We start from the raw sequence: 15,019 nt of genomic DNA on the forward strand, positions 1-15,019 counted from the left end.
ATTGACGTTAACGTAAACTGCGGATCGCCTCAGCGATTCTAAACACAAAGCGTGTTTATTGCTGGCGCTCACCTTGGGAAACATGCCTACTTACACCATTACCGAACTCGCACGCGAATTCGACATCACGCCGCGCGCAATCCGCTTCTACGAAGACCAGGGTCTGCTCAGCCCCAAGCGCGAAGGCGCGGGAGGCCGCACGCGCGTGTACAGTTCACGCGAGCGCACCCGGCTCAAGCTGACCTTGCGCGGCAAGCGGCTGGGCCTGTCGCTGCAGGAGATCAAGGCGCTGGTGGACATGTATGAATCGCCGAAGGACACCACGGCGCAGCTCAAGCGCTTCCTGACAGTGCTGGCGCAGCATCGCGAGACGCTGGAGCGTCAGCGCGAAGACCTGGAAGTGACGTTGGCAGAGATTGCCGCGCACGAGGAGGAATGCCAGCGCCTGCTGGCCGGCGGCGAGAGGAAGTCTGCTTCGAGGACAGGAAAGCGCCTGAAGGATGCAGCCTGATTTTCCGCTTGGCTCGCCAAAAAAACAGTACTTTTACGGTATTTGATTGACGTTTACGTAAACGTCAATCAAAGGTATGATTTTGCAACGGTGGTTAATCCGCCAATTCAGATAACACGAGGACGACATGATCCATTTGCCCGGCTTGACCTTTGACCATGGCGAAGATATCGCCGCACTGCGCGAAACCGTGCAGCAGTTTGCCCAATCCGAAATTGCGCCACGTGCCGCGGAAATCGACCGCACCGACCAGTTCCCGATGGACCTGTGGAAGAAGATGGGCGACCTTGGTCTGCTCGGCGTAACGGTGAGCGAGGAATACGGCGGCACCGACATGGGTTACCTTGCGCACATCGTGGCAATGGAAGAAATCTCGCGCGCTTCCGCATCCGTCGGCCTGTCCTACGGCGCGCACTCCAACCTGTGCGTGAACCAGATCAAGCGCAACGGCACCGAAGAGCAGAAAAAGAAATATCTGCCGAAGCTGATTTCCGGCGAGCACGTCGGCGCGCTTGCGATGTCCGAACCGAATGCCGGCTCCGACGTGGTCAGCATGAAGCTGCGCGCGGACTTCAAGGGCGACCGCTGGGTGCTGAACGGCACCAAGATGTGGATCACCAACGGTCCGGACGCTGATGTGCTGGTCGTTTACGCGAAGAACGATCTCGAAGCCGGCCCGCGCGGCATGACCGCATTCCTGATCGAAAAAGGCTTCAAGGGATTTTCGATTGCGCAAAAGCTCGACAAGCTCGGCATGCGCGGCTCGCACACTGGCGAACTGGTGTTCCAGGATTGCGAAGTGCCGGCAGAGAACGTCCTCGGCGGCCTTGGCAAAGGCGTCAACGTGCTGATGTCCGGCCTCGACTTCGAGCGTACCGTGCTATCGGGCGGGCCGCTCGGCATCATGCAGGCTTGCATGGACGCGGTGGTGCCCTACATCCATGAGCGCAAGCAGTTCGGCCAGCCAATCGGCGAATTCCAGCTGATGCAGGGCAAGATCGCCGACATGTACTCGACGATGATGGCATGCAAGGCCTACGTGTACGCCGTCGGCCAGGCTTGTGACCGCGCGAAGACGCCGGAACAGGTGCGCGCACTGCGCAAGGATGCAGCCGGCGCAATCCTGTATTCCGCAGAAAAGGCAACGTGGATGGCGGGCGAAGCAATTCAGACGCTCGGTGGCAACGGCTACATCAACGAATACCCGGTCGGTCGTCTGTGGCGCGATGCCAAGCTGTATGAGATCGGCGCCGGCACCAGTGAAATCCGCCGCATGCTGATCGGCCGCGAATTGTTCGCCGAGACGAAGTAAAGACATGTAAAAGCGAGTCCCTCCCCAGTGTGCCGGCGACAGGCACGGCGGGCGAGGGAACGACAGGACGTTGGCGGAGACACCATGCACGCACCTGATCCAAACTACCGCACAGTCATCGAAGCCGCCTTCCGCGACGCCGCCTTTCTCGGCGACCTCGGCATCCGGCTGGCCGATTGCGGACCGGGATGGTGCGAGAGCACGCTGGAACTCGAGTCGCGCCACTTGCAGCACACCGGCCTCGTGCACGCGGGCGTGCAGGCGACGATTGCCGACCATACGGCCGGCACCGCTGCAATGACGCTGCTCCCCGCGCATGAATACGTGCTGACGGTTGAATTCAAGATTCACCTGTTGCGACCAGGCAAAGGCGAATCATTGCGCTGCCGTGCGCAGGTGCTGAAACCGGGCAAGGCCTTCCATGTCGTCGAATCCGAGGTTCACGCGATGGAAGGCAGCAAGTCCACGCTGGTCAGTAAACTGATCGCCACCATGGCCGTATTGCCGAGGAGCAGCAAGTGAACACTTCGCTCGCGCGTCAGTTCTCATGTGAATCAAGCCGCCTGCACGCTGATCTGCGCGGCACCGGTTCGGATGCGGCTACACTGGAGGTTTGAAGAACTTCCCCCGAGCGATCACGATGCCGCAATCCGCCTTTCCCAAGCTCCTGTCCTCCCAGATCGCGTTCGATATCGCGCGCACGATCCTCGACGGCTTCGACAAGCACTATCGCCTGTTCCGCGCGTCCAGCCAGGAATCGCAGCGCTATTTCGAGCGCTGCGAATGGAAGACGGCGCAGGTGAAGGCGCGCGAGCGGATCGCGTATTACGACACCCGCGTGCAGGAATGCGTGCAGATCCTCGAAGACGAATACGACCAGGAAGAGATCGGCGACGAAGTCTGGCGCGAGGTGAAGCTGCACTACATCGGCCTGCTGATCAATCACAAGCAGCCGGAGCTGGCGGAAACCTTCTTCAATTCCGTCTGCTGCAATATCCTGCACCGGTCCTACTACCACAACGATTTCATCTTTGTGCGCCCGGCGGTGTCGACGGAATACATCGAGCCGGACGAAGCCAAGCCGACCTATCGCGTGTACTACCCGGCCAAGGACGGGCTGCATTACACGCTCAAGCGCATCGTCACCAACTTCCAGCTCGCGTCGCCGTTCGCCGACCTCGACCGCGACGTCGCCCTGGTCGAAGCGCGCATGCGCGCAATGTTCGGCACCGACCTGCTTGAGCCGAACCACCATATCCAGGTGCTGGCTTCCCTGTTCTACCGCAACAAGGGCGCCTACATCGTCGGCAAGGGCATCAACGGCAACCGCGTCTATCCGTTCGTCGTACCGATCCTGTACAACCGCAAGCGCGAGCTGGTGCTCGACACGGTGCTGTTCGACCCGACGCTGATCACGGTGCTGTTCTCGTTTACGCGAGCCTACTTCATGGTCGACATGGAGGTGCCGTCCGGCTACGTACAGTTCCTGCGCACGCTGATGCCCTACAAACCGCGCAGCGAGATCTACACCATCCTCGGCCTGCAGAAGCAGGGCAAGGCGGCGTTCTACCGCGATTACCTGCATCATTTGCACCATTCGTCGGACTGCTTCGAAATTGCACCCGGTATCCGGGGCCTCGTGATGGTGGTGTTTTCGCTGCCGTCCTTCCCGTATGTGTTCAAGGTGATCAAGGATTTCTTCCCGCCGCCGAAGGACACCACGCGACAGCAGGTCAAGGATAAATATCTGCTGGTGAAGCAGCATGACCGCGTCGGCCGCATGGCGGACACGCTGGAATACTCCAACGTCGCATTTCCGCGCGAGCGCTTCGACGACGAACTGCTGGCCGAACTGAAGGAAGTCGCGCCGTCCATCGTCGAAGAAGACCGCGGCGAGATTGTCATCAAGCACGTGTACATCGAGCGCCGCATGACGCCGTTGAACATCTGGTTGACCGAAGCGGAAAAGCGCGGCGACCATGCCGCGCTCGAGCATGGTGTCGTCGAATACGGCAACGCCATCAAGGACCTCGTCGGCGTCAACATCTTCCCCGGCGACATGCTGTACAAGAACTTCGGCGTCACGCGCCATGGCCGCGTCGTGTTCTACGACTACGACGAAATCGAGTACATCACGGACTGCAACTTCCGCACGATCCCGACGCCGCGCAACGAGGAAGACGAGATGTCGAGCGAGCCGTGGTATCCGGTGGCAAAGAACGATGTATTCCCCGAGCAGTTCGCCACCTTCCTGCTCGGAAATCCGGAGGTCAGGAAGTACTTCATGAAGCACCATGCCGACCTGCTGACGCCGCAATACTGGCAGAACGCCAAGCAGCGCCTGCTGGACGGCCATGTCGAAGACGTGTTCCCGTACCCGCAGGAATTGCGATTCAGTTACAAGCCGCTACCACCGGCCGCGCAAGCCGCCTAGGGTGCACAACTATTCATTTTTCTCAGGAGAACCAACATGAACGATCCTATTGTCATTGTCGGCGCAGCCCGTACCCCGATGGGCGCCTTCCAGGGCGACTTCGCTAATGTCCCCGCAGCGGACCTCGGCGCAGTCGCCATCCGCGCCGCTGTCGAGCGCGCCGGCCTCGAGCCGCAATACGTGAACGAAGTCCTGTTCGGCAACTGCCTGATGGCAGGCCAGGGCCAGGCGCCGGCACGCCAGGCAGCGATCAAGGCTGGCATCCCGGTTTCTGCCGGCGCCGTCACGCTGTCGAAAATGTGCGGCTCCGCGATGAAGGCAGCGATGTTCGCCTACGACTCCATCATCGCCGGCACCAACGAAGTGGTCGTCGCAGGCGGCATGGAATCCATGACCAATGCGCCGTACCTGATCCCGAAGGCACGCAGCGGCTACCGCATCGGCCACGCAATGATGTACGACCACATGATGCTCGACGGTCTGGAAGATGCTTACGAGAAGGGCCGCTCGATGGGTACCTTCGGCGAAGAGTGTGCCGCCAAGTACGAGTTCACCCGTGAAGCACAGGACGCATTCGCGATCGAATCCGTCAAGCGCGCTCAGGCAGCGACCAACGACGGTTCCTTCAAGTGGGAAATCGCACCGGTCACGGTGCCAGGCAGGGGCGGCGACGTCGTCATCGACAAGGACGAAGGCCCGCTGAAAGCCAAGCTGGACAAGATCCCGTCGCTCAAGCCGGCATTCAAGAAGGACGGCACCATCACCGCCGCATCTTCGTCGTCGATCAACGACGGTGCTGCAGCACTGGTCATGATGCGCGAATCCACCGCGAAGAAGCTCGGCTGCAAGCCCATCGCCCGCGTGCTCGGCCATGCAACGCATTCGCAGGAGCCGAACTGGTTCACCACCGCGCCGATCGGTTCGATCGAGAAGCTGTACAAGAAGCTCAACATCACGACCAAGGATGTGGACCTGTTCGAGATCAATGAGGCGTTTGCCGTGGTGCCGATGTCGGCAATGCGCGACCTGGAGATCCCGCACGAGAAGATCAACATCCACGGCGGCGCCTGTGCACTCGGCCACCCGATCGGTGCTTCCGGCGCGCGCATCATCGTCACGCTGATCGGCGCACTGAAGAAGACTGGCGGCAAGTTGGGCGTTGCTTCGCTGTGCATCGGCGGCGGTGAGGGGACCGCGATGGCGATTGAGTTGGTGTAGCAAGAACAGTATCGCGATCCAGCACTGGGTTCCCTCCCCCTTGCAGGGGGAGGGTGGGGGTAGAGTGATGGAGCAATCGTTTTCTGTTGCGCGAAGGCTCTACCCCTGCGCGGGCCGCCCCATCCCAACCTTCCCCCTACGCCGGGCGCCCCTGCAAGGGGGAAGGAGCCTGTAGCAGGGTCTTTTAAATTTCTTCTCCGAATCTACTTCATCATGCCTACCGCACTCATCCTCGGCGCTTCACGCGGCATCGGCCGCGAATATGTGCGCCAGTTGCTCGCCGCCGGCTGGAAAGTGATCGCCACCGCGCGCGACGATAGTTCCGTTTCCGAGCTGAAGGCCGCAGGCGCACAGGCGCTCAAGCTTGATGTCGCCAAGCCGGACTCGCTGGCCGGACTGGGCTGGCAGCTGGATGGCGAGAAGCTCGATCTTGCCGTGTATGTCGCCGGCGTCTACGGCCCGCAAGGCCAGAGCACCAAGTCACCGCCGACACAGCAGGATTTTGATTCCGTCATGCACACCAACGTGCTCGGCGCGATGCAGGCGATTCCGATGCTCGCGCCCATGCTCGAGGCCGCGCAGGGCAAGTTTGTCTTCATCAGCAGCGGCATGGGCAGCATCGGCGAAACCGACACCAGTTACGGCTGGCTGTACCGCACCTCGAAAGCCGCGCTCAACATGGCGGTAAAAAGCGCATCGCTCGATTATCCGGCGGCCACCTTCCTCGCAATGTGCCCCGGCTGGGTGCGTACCGACATGGGCGGCGCCAATGCGACGCTTTCCGTCGAGGAAAGCGTGTCCGGGCAGCTGAGCGTGATCGGCCAGCTCAAGCATGAAGACACCGGCACTTACCGCAACTACGCCGGACGCCAGCTCGCCTGGTAGCGGGCCACCACAGGGAGACAAGAAATGGTTCTGTCAGAACAACATGAAATGATCCGCGACGCATTGCGCGCGTTTTCGCAGGAACGCCTAGCGCCCAATGCCGCGCGCTGGGACAAGGAACACCACTTTCCGCAGGACGAACTGAAGGGCTTGGCGCAGCTCGGCGCATTTGGTGTCGCCGTGCCGGAAGAATTGGGCGGCGCCGGCCTCGACTACGTGTCGCTCGCGCTCGTGCTGGAAGAAATCGCGGCCGGTGACGGTGGCACCTCGACCATCATCTCGGTCAACAACTGCCCGGTCTGCAGCATCGCGATGATGTACGCGAACGACGCGCAGAAGGAGCAGTGGCTGCGCCCGCTGGCGCGCGGCGACATGCTCGGCGCGTTCTGCCTGACCGAGCCGCATGTCGGCAGCGACGCCTCCGCGCTGCGCACCACCGCAACACGCGATGGTGACTATTACGTGCTCAACGGCGTGAAGCAGTTCATCACCAGCGGCAAGTACGCGGATGTCGCGATTGTGATGGCGGTTACCGACAAGGAGGCCGGCAAGCGTGGCATCAGCGCATTCTGGGTGCCGACCAACACACCGGGCTACATCGTTGCCCGCCTTGAGGAAAAGATGGGTCAACATTCCTCCGACACCGCACAGATCCTGTTCGAGAACTGCCGCATCCCGGCACAGAACCTGATCGGCGAAGAAGGCCAGGGCTACAAGATCGCGCTGTCCGGGCTCGAAGGCGGGCGCATCGGTATCGCGTCGCAATCGGTCGGCATGGCGCGTGCCGCATTCGAGGCGGCGCTTGCGTATGCGAAGGAGCGCACCAGTTTCGGCAAGCCGCTGTTCGAGCACCAGGCGGTGCAGTTCAAGCTGTCCGAGATGGCGACGCAGATCGAAGCAGCGCGCCAGTTGATCTGGCATGCGGCGAGCCTGAAGGACGCGGGCAAGCCCTGCCTGAAGGAAGCGGCGATGGCCAAGCTGTTTGCATCCGAAATGGCCGAGCGCGTCTGCTCCGATGCGATCCAGGTCCATGGCGGTTACGGCTACGTCAGTGACTTCCCGGTGGAGCGCATCTACCGTGACGTGCGCGTGTGCCAGATTTACGAAGGTACCAGCGATATCCAGAAAATCCTGATCGGCCGTGCACTGGCATAAGGACGGCATAAGGAAGGCATAACAAGTTCATCAAGAACACATCAAGGAGACGCCATGCAGAAATCCATCGACTTCTATTTCGACTTCTCTTCTCCCTACGGCTATTTCGCCGCGATGCGCATTGAAGCGCTCGCGTCGGAGTACGGCCGCCGCGTGAAGTGGCATCCGGTGCTGCTGGGCGCAGTGTTCAAGATGACCGGCGCGCAGCCGCTGCCGCTGGTGCCGCTCAAGGGCGATTATGCGAACCGCGATTTCGAGCGCACTTCACGGTTTCATGGCATCTCCTTCAAGCGCCCGGCAAAGTTCCCGATCCCGACGCAGCTCGCCGCGCGTGCGATGACCTGGGTGGACCAGCACATCGGTGAGGCGAAGGCGATCGATTTCGCCAAGGCTGTGTATGTCGCGTATTTCGTCGATGGCGACGACATTACCGATCCGGATGCAATCGCCAAAGTCGCATCTGCGCTGGGCATCAATGCCAACGAGCTGATCGACGGCGCCAACAGCGGCGACATCAAGGAAAAGCTGAAGGCCGAGGTGGATGCGGCGATTGCGCGCGGCGTGTTCGGTTCGCCGTACATCATTGCCGACGACGAGCCGTTCTGGGGATTCGACCGCTTCGACCAGCTCGAGGCGTATCTGAAAAACGGAAAGATCTGACGAAGCCCGATAAAGAGGAGGAGACATCATGGCATTAAAAAAAGGACACAAGGCATTGGTCGACGAAGCGATGGCGCAGGTGAAAACCTACAGCGTGGAGGAAGCTAAGGCCAGGCTGGGCGACGCCAATGTGCAGTTCGTCGACGTACGTGACGTGCGCGAGCTGGAGCGCGAGGGCATCATCCCCGGCGCGTTTTCCGCACCGCGCGGCATGATCGAATTCTGGGTTGATCCCGATTCGCCTTACTTTAAGCCGGTATTCGGCGAAGACAAGGAATTCATTTTCTTCTGTGCCGCCGGCTGGCGCAGTGCGCTGACGACCAAGACGGTGCAGGACATGGGCATGCCGAAGGTGGCGCATATCGAGGGCGGCTTTTCCGCATGGAAGGCTGCCGGCGCGCCGGTGGGCGTGAAGGAAAGCAAGCACAAGGTCTGATACTCCGCCGCAGCATGACGCTGCGGCAACGGCCAGAAATTCATGAGCAAGAACAACGACACCGGCGCCTGCCCCAGACCTTGCCCCTGTGGCGGCGCATCCTACGCCCAGTGCTGCGGCCGCTTCCATGGCGGCGCGCTGCCGGAGACCGCCGAGCAACTGATGCGTTCGCGTTACAGCGCGTATGTGCTCGGCCTGATGGATTACGTGCACCAGAGCTGGCATGCGAGCACGCGTCCGGCGCGCGAGGAACTCGAACATGATCCGGCCACAAAGTGGCTCGGACTCGAGGTGAAACGGCATGTGCCTGCAGGTGACGAGGCGACGGTGGAGTTTGTCGCGCGCTCCAAGTTTGGTGGCCGTGCGCATCGCCTGCACGAAGTCAGTCGCTTCGTGCGCGAGAACGGAAAATGGTTTTACCTGGACGGTAGTTTTCCTGAAACAAAATGACTGGAGAAGATGGAATGGTGCAGTTGGTTACAAGCTACGACCGTGGATCGTGCGAAACGCCGTTGATCGAACAGACGATCGGCGATTTCTTCGATGCGATGGTCAACCGTTTTCCGGATAACGAAGCGCTGGTGTCTTGCCATCAGCAGATACGTTATACCTATCGTGAATTACAGAGAGAGTCGAACCGACTTGCCAGCGCACTGCTGGGACTCGGGCTGCAGAAGGGCGACCGCGTCGGCATCTGGTCGCACAACAATGCGCAGTGGTTGCTGACGCAGATCGCCACCGCGAAGGCCGGCATCGTGCTGGTGAACATCAACCCGGCCTATCGCATCGCCGAGCTGGAATATGCACTGAACAAGGTCGGCTGCAAGTCGCTGATCTCGATGACCACGTTCAAGACCAGCGACTACCTGGACATGATCCGTGCCGTTGCACCCGAGATCGCCACGAGCACGCCGGGCCAGCTGCAGGCTAAACGTGTACCGGCGCTGAAGACCGTGATCCAGCTCGGCGACGACAACGTGCCCGGCATGATGCGCTTTGCCGACCTGATGGCAACCGGCAATCCGGACGATGCGCGCCTCACGCAAATCGGTGCGACGCTGAAGGCGACCGATCCGATCAATATCCAGTTCACCAGCGGCACCACCGGTTTCCCGAAAGGGGCGACGCTCACGCACCGCAATGTGCTCAACAACGGCTTCTTCATCGGCGAGGCGATGCGCCTGACCGACAAGGACCGGCTGTGCATTCCGGTGCCGCTGTACCACTGCTTCGGCATGGTGCTCGGCAATCTCGCTTGCCTGACGCATGGCGCAACGATCGTCTATCCGAACGATGCTTTCGATCCGCTGCTGGTGCTGCAAGCGGTCCAGCAGGAGCGTTGCACCGGCCTGCATGGCGTGCCGACGATGTTCATCGCGGAACTCGATCATCCGCGCTTCAAAGAGTTCGATTTGTCCACGCTGCGTACCGGCATCATGGCCGGCTCGCCGTGCCCGATCGAGGTGATGAAGCGGGTGGTTGCCGACATGCACATGAGCGAAGTGACGATTGCCTACGGCATGACGGAAACCAGCCCGGTCAGCTGCCAGAGCACGACCGACACGCCGCTGGAAAAGCGCGTGTCCACCGTCGGCAAGACGCAGCCGCACCTGGAAGTGAAGATCGTCAATCCCGATACCGGCGAGACGGTCCCGGTCGGCGCCTCCGGCGAACTGTGCACGCGCGGCTACTCCGTGATGCACGGCTACTGGGAAGATCCGCAGAAAACAGCCGAAGCAATCGATGCGGACGGCTGGATGCACACCGGCGACCTCGCGGTGATGGATGCGGAGGGTTACGTGAACATCTCCGGCCGCATCAAGGACATGGTGATCCGCGGCGGCGAGAACATTTATCCGCGCGAGATCGAGGAATTCCTGTATCGCCATCCCGCCGTGCAGGACGTGCAGGTGGTCGGTGTGCCGGACCGGAAGTACGGCGAGGAATTGTGCGCATGGATCATCCGTCGTCCGGGAGAAAAACTGGATGCGGAAGGCGTTCGGGAATTCTGCAAGGGACAGATCGCGCATTACAAGGTGCCGCGCTACATCCGTTTCGTCGATGCCTTCCCGATGACCATCACCGGCAAGGTGCAGAAGTTCAAGATGCGCGAAGTAATGAAAGACGAGCTCAAGCTCGACGAAGAAAAGACAGCCTGATCAAACAAGGAAATAAGGGAAGCAAACATGCCGCATATCGAAAGCAAGCTGAATCCGCGCAGCGAGGATTTCAAGGTCAATGTCGAGGCCATGCAACGCGTGGTGGATGACCTGAAGGCAAAAGTGGAAAAGATCATGCTGGGCGGCGGCGAGGACGCGCGCAAGAAGCATACGGGTCGCGGCAAGCTGCTGCCGCGCGACCGGGTACAGATGCTGCTCGACCCGGGCACGCCGTTCCTCGAGTTCTCGCAAATGGCCGCGTATGACATGTACCACAATGCCGCGCCGTCGGCCGGCATCATCACCGGCATCGGCCGCGTGTCGGGGCAGGAATGCGTGATCGTGTGCAATGACGCGACGGTCAAGGGCGGCACCTATTACCCGATGACGGTGAAGAAGCACCTGCGCGCGCAGGAGATCGCCGACCAGAACAACCTGCCGTGCATTTACCTCGTCGACTCCGGCGGCGCGAACCTGCCGAATCAGGACGACGTGTTCCCGGACCGCGACCACTTCGGCCGCATCTTCTACAACCAGGCCAACCTGTCGGCCAAGGGCATCCCGCAGATCGCGGTGGTGATGGGCTCCTGCACCGCCGGCGGCGCCTATGTGCCGGCGATGAGCGATGAATCGATCATCGTGAAGGAACAGGGCACGATTTTCCTCGGCGGCCCGCCACTGGTGAAGGCGGCGACCGGCGAAGTGGTGAGCGCGGAAGACCTCGGCGGCGGCGATGTGCATACGCGGCTGTCTGGCGTGGTCGACCATCTTGCGCACAACGACATGCATGCACTGGCGCTGGCGCGCACCATCGTCTCCAACCTGAACCGCAAGAAGCCGCAGCAACTCGTGCTGCGCGAACCGGTTGCGCCGAAATACGACGCGAAAGAGCTGTACGGCGTGATTCCGGTCGATACCCGCAAGCCCTTCGACGTGCGCGAAGTGATCGCACGCATCGTCGACGGTAGCGAATTCGACGAATTCAAGGCGCGCTACGGCACGACGCTGGTGTGCGGTTTTGCGCACATCTTCGGCATGCCGGTCGGCATCATCGCCAACAACGGCATCCTGTTCTCGGAATCGGCGCTGAAGGGTTCGCACTTCATCGAACTGTGCTGCCAGCGCAAGATCCCGCTGGTGTTCCTGCAGAACATCACCGGCTTCATGGTCGGCCGCAAGTACGAGAACGAAGGCATTGCGCGCAACGGCGCGAAGATGGTGACGGCGGTGTCGACCGCGTCGGTGCCGAAGTTCACCGTGATCATCGGCGGCAGCTTCGGCGCCGGCAACTACGGCATGTGCGGCCGTGGATTTTCGCCGCGCATGTTGTGGATGTGGCCGAATGCGCGCATCTCGGTGATGGGCGGTGAGCAGGCAGCAAGCGTGCTGGCGACCGTCAAGCGCGACGGCATCGAAGCCAAGGGCGGCAGCTGGAGCGCGGAAGAGGAAGAGGCATTCAAGAAGCCGATCCGCGAACAGTACGAGCACCAGGGCCATCCGTACTACGCGAGCGCGCGCCTGTGGGACGACGGCGTGATCGATCCGGCGGATACCCGCATGGTACTGGGGCTGGGATTGTCGGCATCGCTGAATGCAGAAATCCCGGAAACGAAGTTTGGCGTCTTCAGGATGTAACGATGAGCTACCAGACACTGCAAGTACACACCGACAACCGCGTCGCCACGGTGACGCTCAATCGTCCGGACGTGCGCAATGCCTTCAATGAAACAACGATTGCCGAAATCACACAGGTCTTCCGTGAACTCGGCAACAACCCGGACCTCCGCGCCATCGTGCTCGCCGCCAACGGCCCGGCCTTCTGCGCCGGTGCAGACCTGAACTGGATGAAGAAAATGGCCAGCTACACGCACGATGAAAACCGTGCGGATGCGGCGCAACTGGCGGAAATGCTGCGCACGATCTACGCCTGCCCCAAGCCGGTCGTGGCAAAAGTGCAAGGCGACTGTTATGCGGGCGGCATGGGACTGGTGGCTGCCTGCGATATCGCTGTTGCGGTTGAGTCCACCAATTTTTGCCTGAGCGAAGTCAAGCTCGGCCTGATTCCTGCGACAATCTCGCCTTACGTGATCAAGGCCATGGGCGAAAACGCTTCACGCCGGTATTTCCTGACGGCAGAGCGATTCTCGGCGCAGGAAGCGCACCGCATCGGCTTTGTTCACCAGGTCGTGGCCGCCGAGGCGCTCGATGCGGCGGTCGCCGACATCGTCAAGGCATTGACCGGCAACAGCCCCAACGCCGTGAAGGAAGCCAAGCGTCTGGTGCAGGATGTCGCCGGCAAGCCTGTTACCGAGGCGCTGATTGCCGATACGGCGGATCGCATCGCGGATATCCGCAGTTCGGAAGAAGGCAGAGAAGGAGTGCGGTCGTTCCTGGAGAAGCGCAAGCCGAACTGGTTGGGGTGATAGAGGAAAAGTCCCTTCCCCCTTGCAGGGGGAAGGTTAGGATGGGGGTAGAGTGCGTGAGCGAAAGCCGCCGTATAAAGCCGGAGCGAACGACCAATGCCAGATCACTCCGCAGCGATATGACGCTAGCCGAACGGAAGTTGTGGCAGGCATTGCGTGGAAAGCAGATCGAAGGTTTTCGCTTCCGTCGCCAACATCCGATCGGCCTCTACATTGCCGATTTCGCTTGTTTAGACAAACTGCTTCTGATTGAACTGGACGGTGGTCAGCATCAGGAACAAAAGGAATATGACGAACGGAGAACAGAATTTCTGCAATCCCAAGGTTGGCGAGTTCTCCGATTCTGGAACAACGACGTTTTAGGTAATTTCGAAGGTGTCTTGGCAAGCGTAGTTGATGCCTTGACCTTCACACCCCTATCCCAACCTTCCCCCTACGAGGGGGAAGGAGCCGTTCAGCGGATGAAATATTTTTCGGAGCAGTGTTGAGCAATAACCTACGAACCGACTGGGTCACCCGAAGCCTGAAAAGCGTCTGGCACCCGTGCACGCAGATGCAGCACCATGAAACGGTGCCGCTGGTGCCGGTCAGCCGTGGGCGCGGCGCGTGGCTGTACGACGCTGACGGCAACCGCTACATGGATGCGATCAGTTCGTGGTGGGTCAACCTGTTCGGCCATGCGAACCAGCGCATCAATGCCGCACTGAAGGACCAGCTCGACCTGCTGGAACATGCGATGCTGGCCGGTTTCACGCACGAGCCGGTCATCGAATTGTCGGAGCGGCTCGCAGCACGCACCGGTCATGTGCTCGGCCACTGCTTCTATGCCTCGGACGGTGCATCGGCGGTGGAGATTGCGCTGAAGATGAGCTTCCACTACTGGCGCAATACCGGCAAGAGTGACAAGCGCGAGTTCGTGTGCCTGAAGGGCAGCTATCACGGTGAAACGATCGGCGCGCTTGCGGTGACCGACGTGCAGATTTTCCGCGATGCTTACGGGCCCTTATTGCAACGGGCGCATGTGGTGGCGACGCCGGACGCGCGCAATGCGCTCGAAGGTGAGAGCGCCGCTGACGTCGCGCGCCGTGCCGCGAAGGAACTGGAAGCGCTGCTGGCCGAACGTGGCGACCACATCGCCGCCGTCATTGTCGAACCGCTGGTGCAATGCGCGACCGGCATGGCAATGCATGATCCGGTTTACCTGCAAGAAGTGCGGGCATTATGCGACCGCTTCGGCGTGCACCTGATCGCCGACGAGATAGCAGTCGGCTGCGGCCGCACCGGCACCTTCTTCGCCTGTGAGCAAGCAAACATCTGGCCGGATTTTGTCTGCCTGTCGAAAGGCATCAGTGGCGGCTATTTGCCCTTGTCGCTGGTGATGACGCGCGATGCGATCTACCAGGCCTTCTACGATACCGATGTGCGGCGCGGTTTCCTGCACTCGCATTCCTATACGGGCAACCCGCTCGCCTGCCGTGCGGCGCTGGCCACGCTGGCGATCTTCGACGAAGACGATGTGATCAACCGCAACCGCGACCGCTCAGCACGCATCGCGAAGGCTCTGGCTCCGCTGTCTGCCCACCCGCGCGTGCGGCATTTCCGCCAGCGCGGCATGATCTTCGCGTTCGACGCGGTGATCGACGATCCAGCGCAGGCGTCGACCTTCTCGCGCCGCTTCTTTACCGAAGGGCTGAAACAGGAATTGCTGCTGCGCCCGATCGGCAACACCGTGTACCTGATGCCGCCCTACATCCTCGACGACGAGGAAATCGAGGGACTGGCAAAACGCACGCAAGCCGTGTTCGAACGCGTGATCGGAGCATGAC

15 protein-coding genes are annotated in these 15,019 nt (G+C 60.9%); all 15 read left to right on the forward strand.

The window, feature by feature from the left end; genetic code table 11:
* Nucleotides 1–82: 82 nt before the first annotated feature.
* Nucleotides 83–511 carry a MerR family transcriptional regulator gene (locus tag ACYVIA_RS10745; RefSeq protein WP_460840626.1) on the forward strand — a complete coding sequence of 143 codons (429 nt, stop codon included), beginning with the start codon at nucleotides 83–85 and terminating at the stop codon, nucleotides 509–511.
* 127 nt (nucleotides 512–638) lie between these two features.
* A complete protein-coding gene (locus ACYVIA_RS10750) occupies nucleotides 639–1,823 on the forward strand; it encodes an isovaleryl-CoA dehydrogenase (protein WP_460840627.1) in 1,185 nt (394 codons plus the stop codon).
* 84 nt (nucleotides 1,824–1,907) lie between these two features.
* Entirely contained in the window at nucleotides 1,908–2,345 is a 438-nt protein-coding gene (locus ACYVIA_RS10755) for a PaaI family thioesterase (protein ID WP_460840629.1), read from the forward strand.
* Nucleotides 2,346–2,463: 118 nt separating this feature from the next.
* Nucleotides 2,464–4,257, forward strand: a complete 1,794-nt coding sequence (gene aceK, locus ACYVIA_RS10760; protein ID WP_460841073.1) for a bifunctional isocitrate dehydrogenase kinase/phosphatase — start codon at nucleotides 2,464–2,466, stop codon at nucleotides 4,255–4,257.
* 36 nt (nucleotides 4,258–4,293) lie between these two features.
* Nucleotides 4,294–5,475 (forward strand): acetyl-CoA C-acetyltransferase, encoded by a 1,182-nt coding sequence (locus tag ACYVIA_RS10765; protein WP_460840631.1) that lies wholly within the window; start codon nucleotides 4,294–4,296, stop codon nucleotides 5,473–5,475.
* A 213-nt stretch (nucleotides 5,476–5,688) separates the two neighbouring features.
* Nucleotides 5,689–6,360 (forward strand): SDR family oxidoreductase, encoded by a 672-nt coding sequence (locus tag ACYVIA_RS10770; protein ID WP_460840633.1) that lies wholly within the window; start codon nucleotides 5,689–5,691, stop codon nucleotides 6,358–6,360.
* Between the two features lie 24 nt (nucleotides 6,361–6,384).
* Nucleotides 6,385–7,515, forward strand: a complete 1,131-nt coding sequence (locus ACYVIA_RS10775) for an acyl-CoA dehydrogenase family protein (protein WP_460840635.1) — start codon at nucleotides 6,385–6,387, stop codon at nucleotides 7,513–7,515.
* A gap of 54 nt (nucleotides 7,516–7,569) precedes the next feature.
* On the forward strand, nucleotides 7,570–8,175 hold the full coding sequence (locus ACYVIA_RS10780; protein WP_460840636.1) for a DsbA family protein: 606 nt from the start codon (nucleotides 7,570–7,572) through the stop codon (nucleotides 8,173–8,175).
* A gap of 28 nt (nucleotides 8,176–8,203) precedes the next feature.
* Nucleotides 8,204–8,611 carry a rhodanese-like domain-containing protein gene (locus ACYVIA_RS10785; RefSeq protein ID WP_460840638.1) on the forward strand — a complete coding sequence of 136 codons (408 nt, stop codon included), beginning with the start codon at nucleotides 8,204–8,206 and terminating at the stop codon, nucleotides 8,609–8,611.
* Between the two features lie 42 nt (nucleotides 8,612–8,653).
* On the forward strand, nucleotides 8,654–9,061 hold the full coding sequence (locus tag ACYVIA_RS10790; protein WP_460840640.1) for a YchJ family protein: 408 nt from the start codon (nucleotides 8,654–8,656) through the stop codon (nucleotides 9,059–9,061).
* A 14-nt stretch (nucleotides 9,062–9,075) separates the two neighbouring features.
* Nucleotides 9,076–10,770, forward strand: coding sequence for an AMP-binding protein (locus tag ACYVIA_RS10795; RefSeq protein ID WP_460841074.1), 1,695 nt, complete (start codon nucleotides 9,076–9,078; stop codon nucleotides 10,768–10,770).
* Nucleotides 10,771–10,797: 27 nt separating this feature from the next.
* The gene (locus ACYVIA_RS10800; protein WP_460840642.1) at nucleotides 10,798–12,405 is read left to right on the forward strand and encodes a carboxyl transferase domain-containing protein; all 1,608 of its coding nucleotides are present in this window, start codon (nucleotides 10,798–10,800) and stop codon (nucleotides 12,403–12,405) included.
* Between the two features lie 2 nt (nucleotides 12,406–12,407).
* Nucleotides 12,408–13,193, forward strand: coding sequence for an enoyl-CoA hydratase/isomerase family protein (locus tag ACYVIA_RS10805; protein WP_460840643.1), 786 nt, complete (start codon nucleotides 12,408–12,410; stop codon nucleotides 13,191–13,193).
* A gap of 56 nt (nucleotides 13,194–13,249) precedes the next feature.
* Nucleotides 13,250–13,681: an endonuclease domain-containing protein gene (locus ACYVIA_RS10810; protein ID WP_460840645.1), complete on the forward strand. Its 432-nt coding sequence runs from the start codon at nucleotides 13,250–13,252 to the stop codon at nucleotides 13,679–13,681.
* Entirely contained in the window at nucleotides 13,678–15,018 is a 1,341-nt protein-coding gene (gene bioA / locus ACYVIA_RS10815) for an adenosylmethionine--8-amino-7-oxononanoate transaminase (protein WP_460840647.1), read from the forward strand. The genes ACYVIA_RS10810 and bioA overlap by 4 nt, the downstream gene beginning before the upstream one ends.
* The last annotated feature ends 1 nt before the right edge of the window (nucleotide 15,019 follow it).

This window comes from Noviherbaspirillum agri (genome assembly GCF_054780595.1).

Excerpts from the sequence above, each read along its gene's own strand:
- ACYVIA_RS10745 (WP_460840626.1), top strand. The coding sequence starts at position 83 with ATGCCTACTTACACCATTACCGAACTCGCACGCGAATTCGACATCACG.
- ACYVIA_RS10750 (WP_460840627.1), top strand. The coding sequence starts at position 639 with ATGATCCATTTGCCCGGCTTGACCTTTGACCATGGCGAAGATATCGCC.
- ACYVIA_RS10755 (WP_460840629.1), top strand. The coding sequence starts at position 1,908 with ATGCACGCACCTGATCCAAACTACCGCACAGTCATCGAAGCCGCCTTC.
- aceK (WP_460841073.1), top strand. The coding sequence starts at position 2,464 with ATGCCGCAATCCGCCTTTCCCAAGCTCCTGTCCTCCCAGATCGCGTTC.
- ACYVIA_RS10765 (WP_460840631.1), top strand. The coding sequence starts at position 4,294 with ATGAACGATCCTATTGTCATTGTCGGCGCAGCCCGTACCCCGATGGGC.
- ACYVIA_RS10770 (WP_460840633.1), top strand. The coding sequence starts at position 5,689 with ATGCCTACCGCACTCATCCTCGGCGCTTCACGCGGCATCGGCCGCGAA.
- ACYVIA_RS10775 (WP_460840635.1), top strand. The coding sequence starts at position 6,385 with ATGGTTCTGTCAGAACAACATGAAATGATCCGCGACGCATTGCGCGCG.
- ACYVIA_RS10780 (WP_460840636.1), top strand. The coding sequence starts at position 7,570 with ATGCAGAAATCCATCGACTTCTATTTCGACTTCTCTTCTCCCTACGGC.
- ACYVIA_RS10785 (WP_460840638.1), top strand. The coding sequence starts at position 8,204 with ATGGCATTAAAAAAAGGACACAAGGCATTGGTCGACGAAGCGATGGCG.
- ACYVIA_RS10790 (WP_460840640.1), top strand. The coding sequence starts at position 8,654 with ATGAGCAAGAACAACGACACCGGCGCCTGCCCCAGACCTTGCCCCTGT.
- ACYVIA_RS10795 (WP_460841074.1), top strand. The coding sequence starts at position 9,076 with ATGGTGCAGTTGGTTACAAGCTACGACCGTGGATCGTGCGAAACGCCG.
- ACYVIA_RS10800 (WP_460840642.1), top strand. The coding sequence starts at position 10,798 with ATGCCGCATATCGAAAGCAAGCTGAATCCGCGCAGCGAGGATTTCAAG.
- ACYVIA_RS10805 (WP_460840643.1), top strand. The coding sequence starts at position 12,408 with ATGAGCTACCAGACACTGCAAGTACACACCGACAACCGCGTCGCCACG.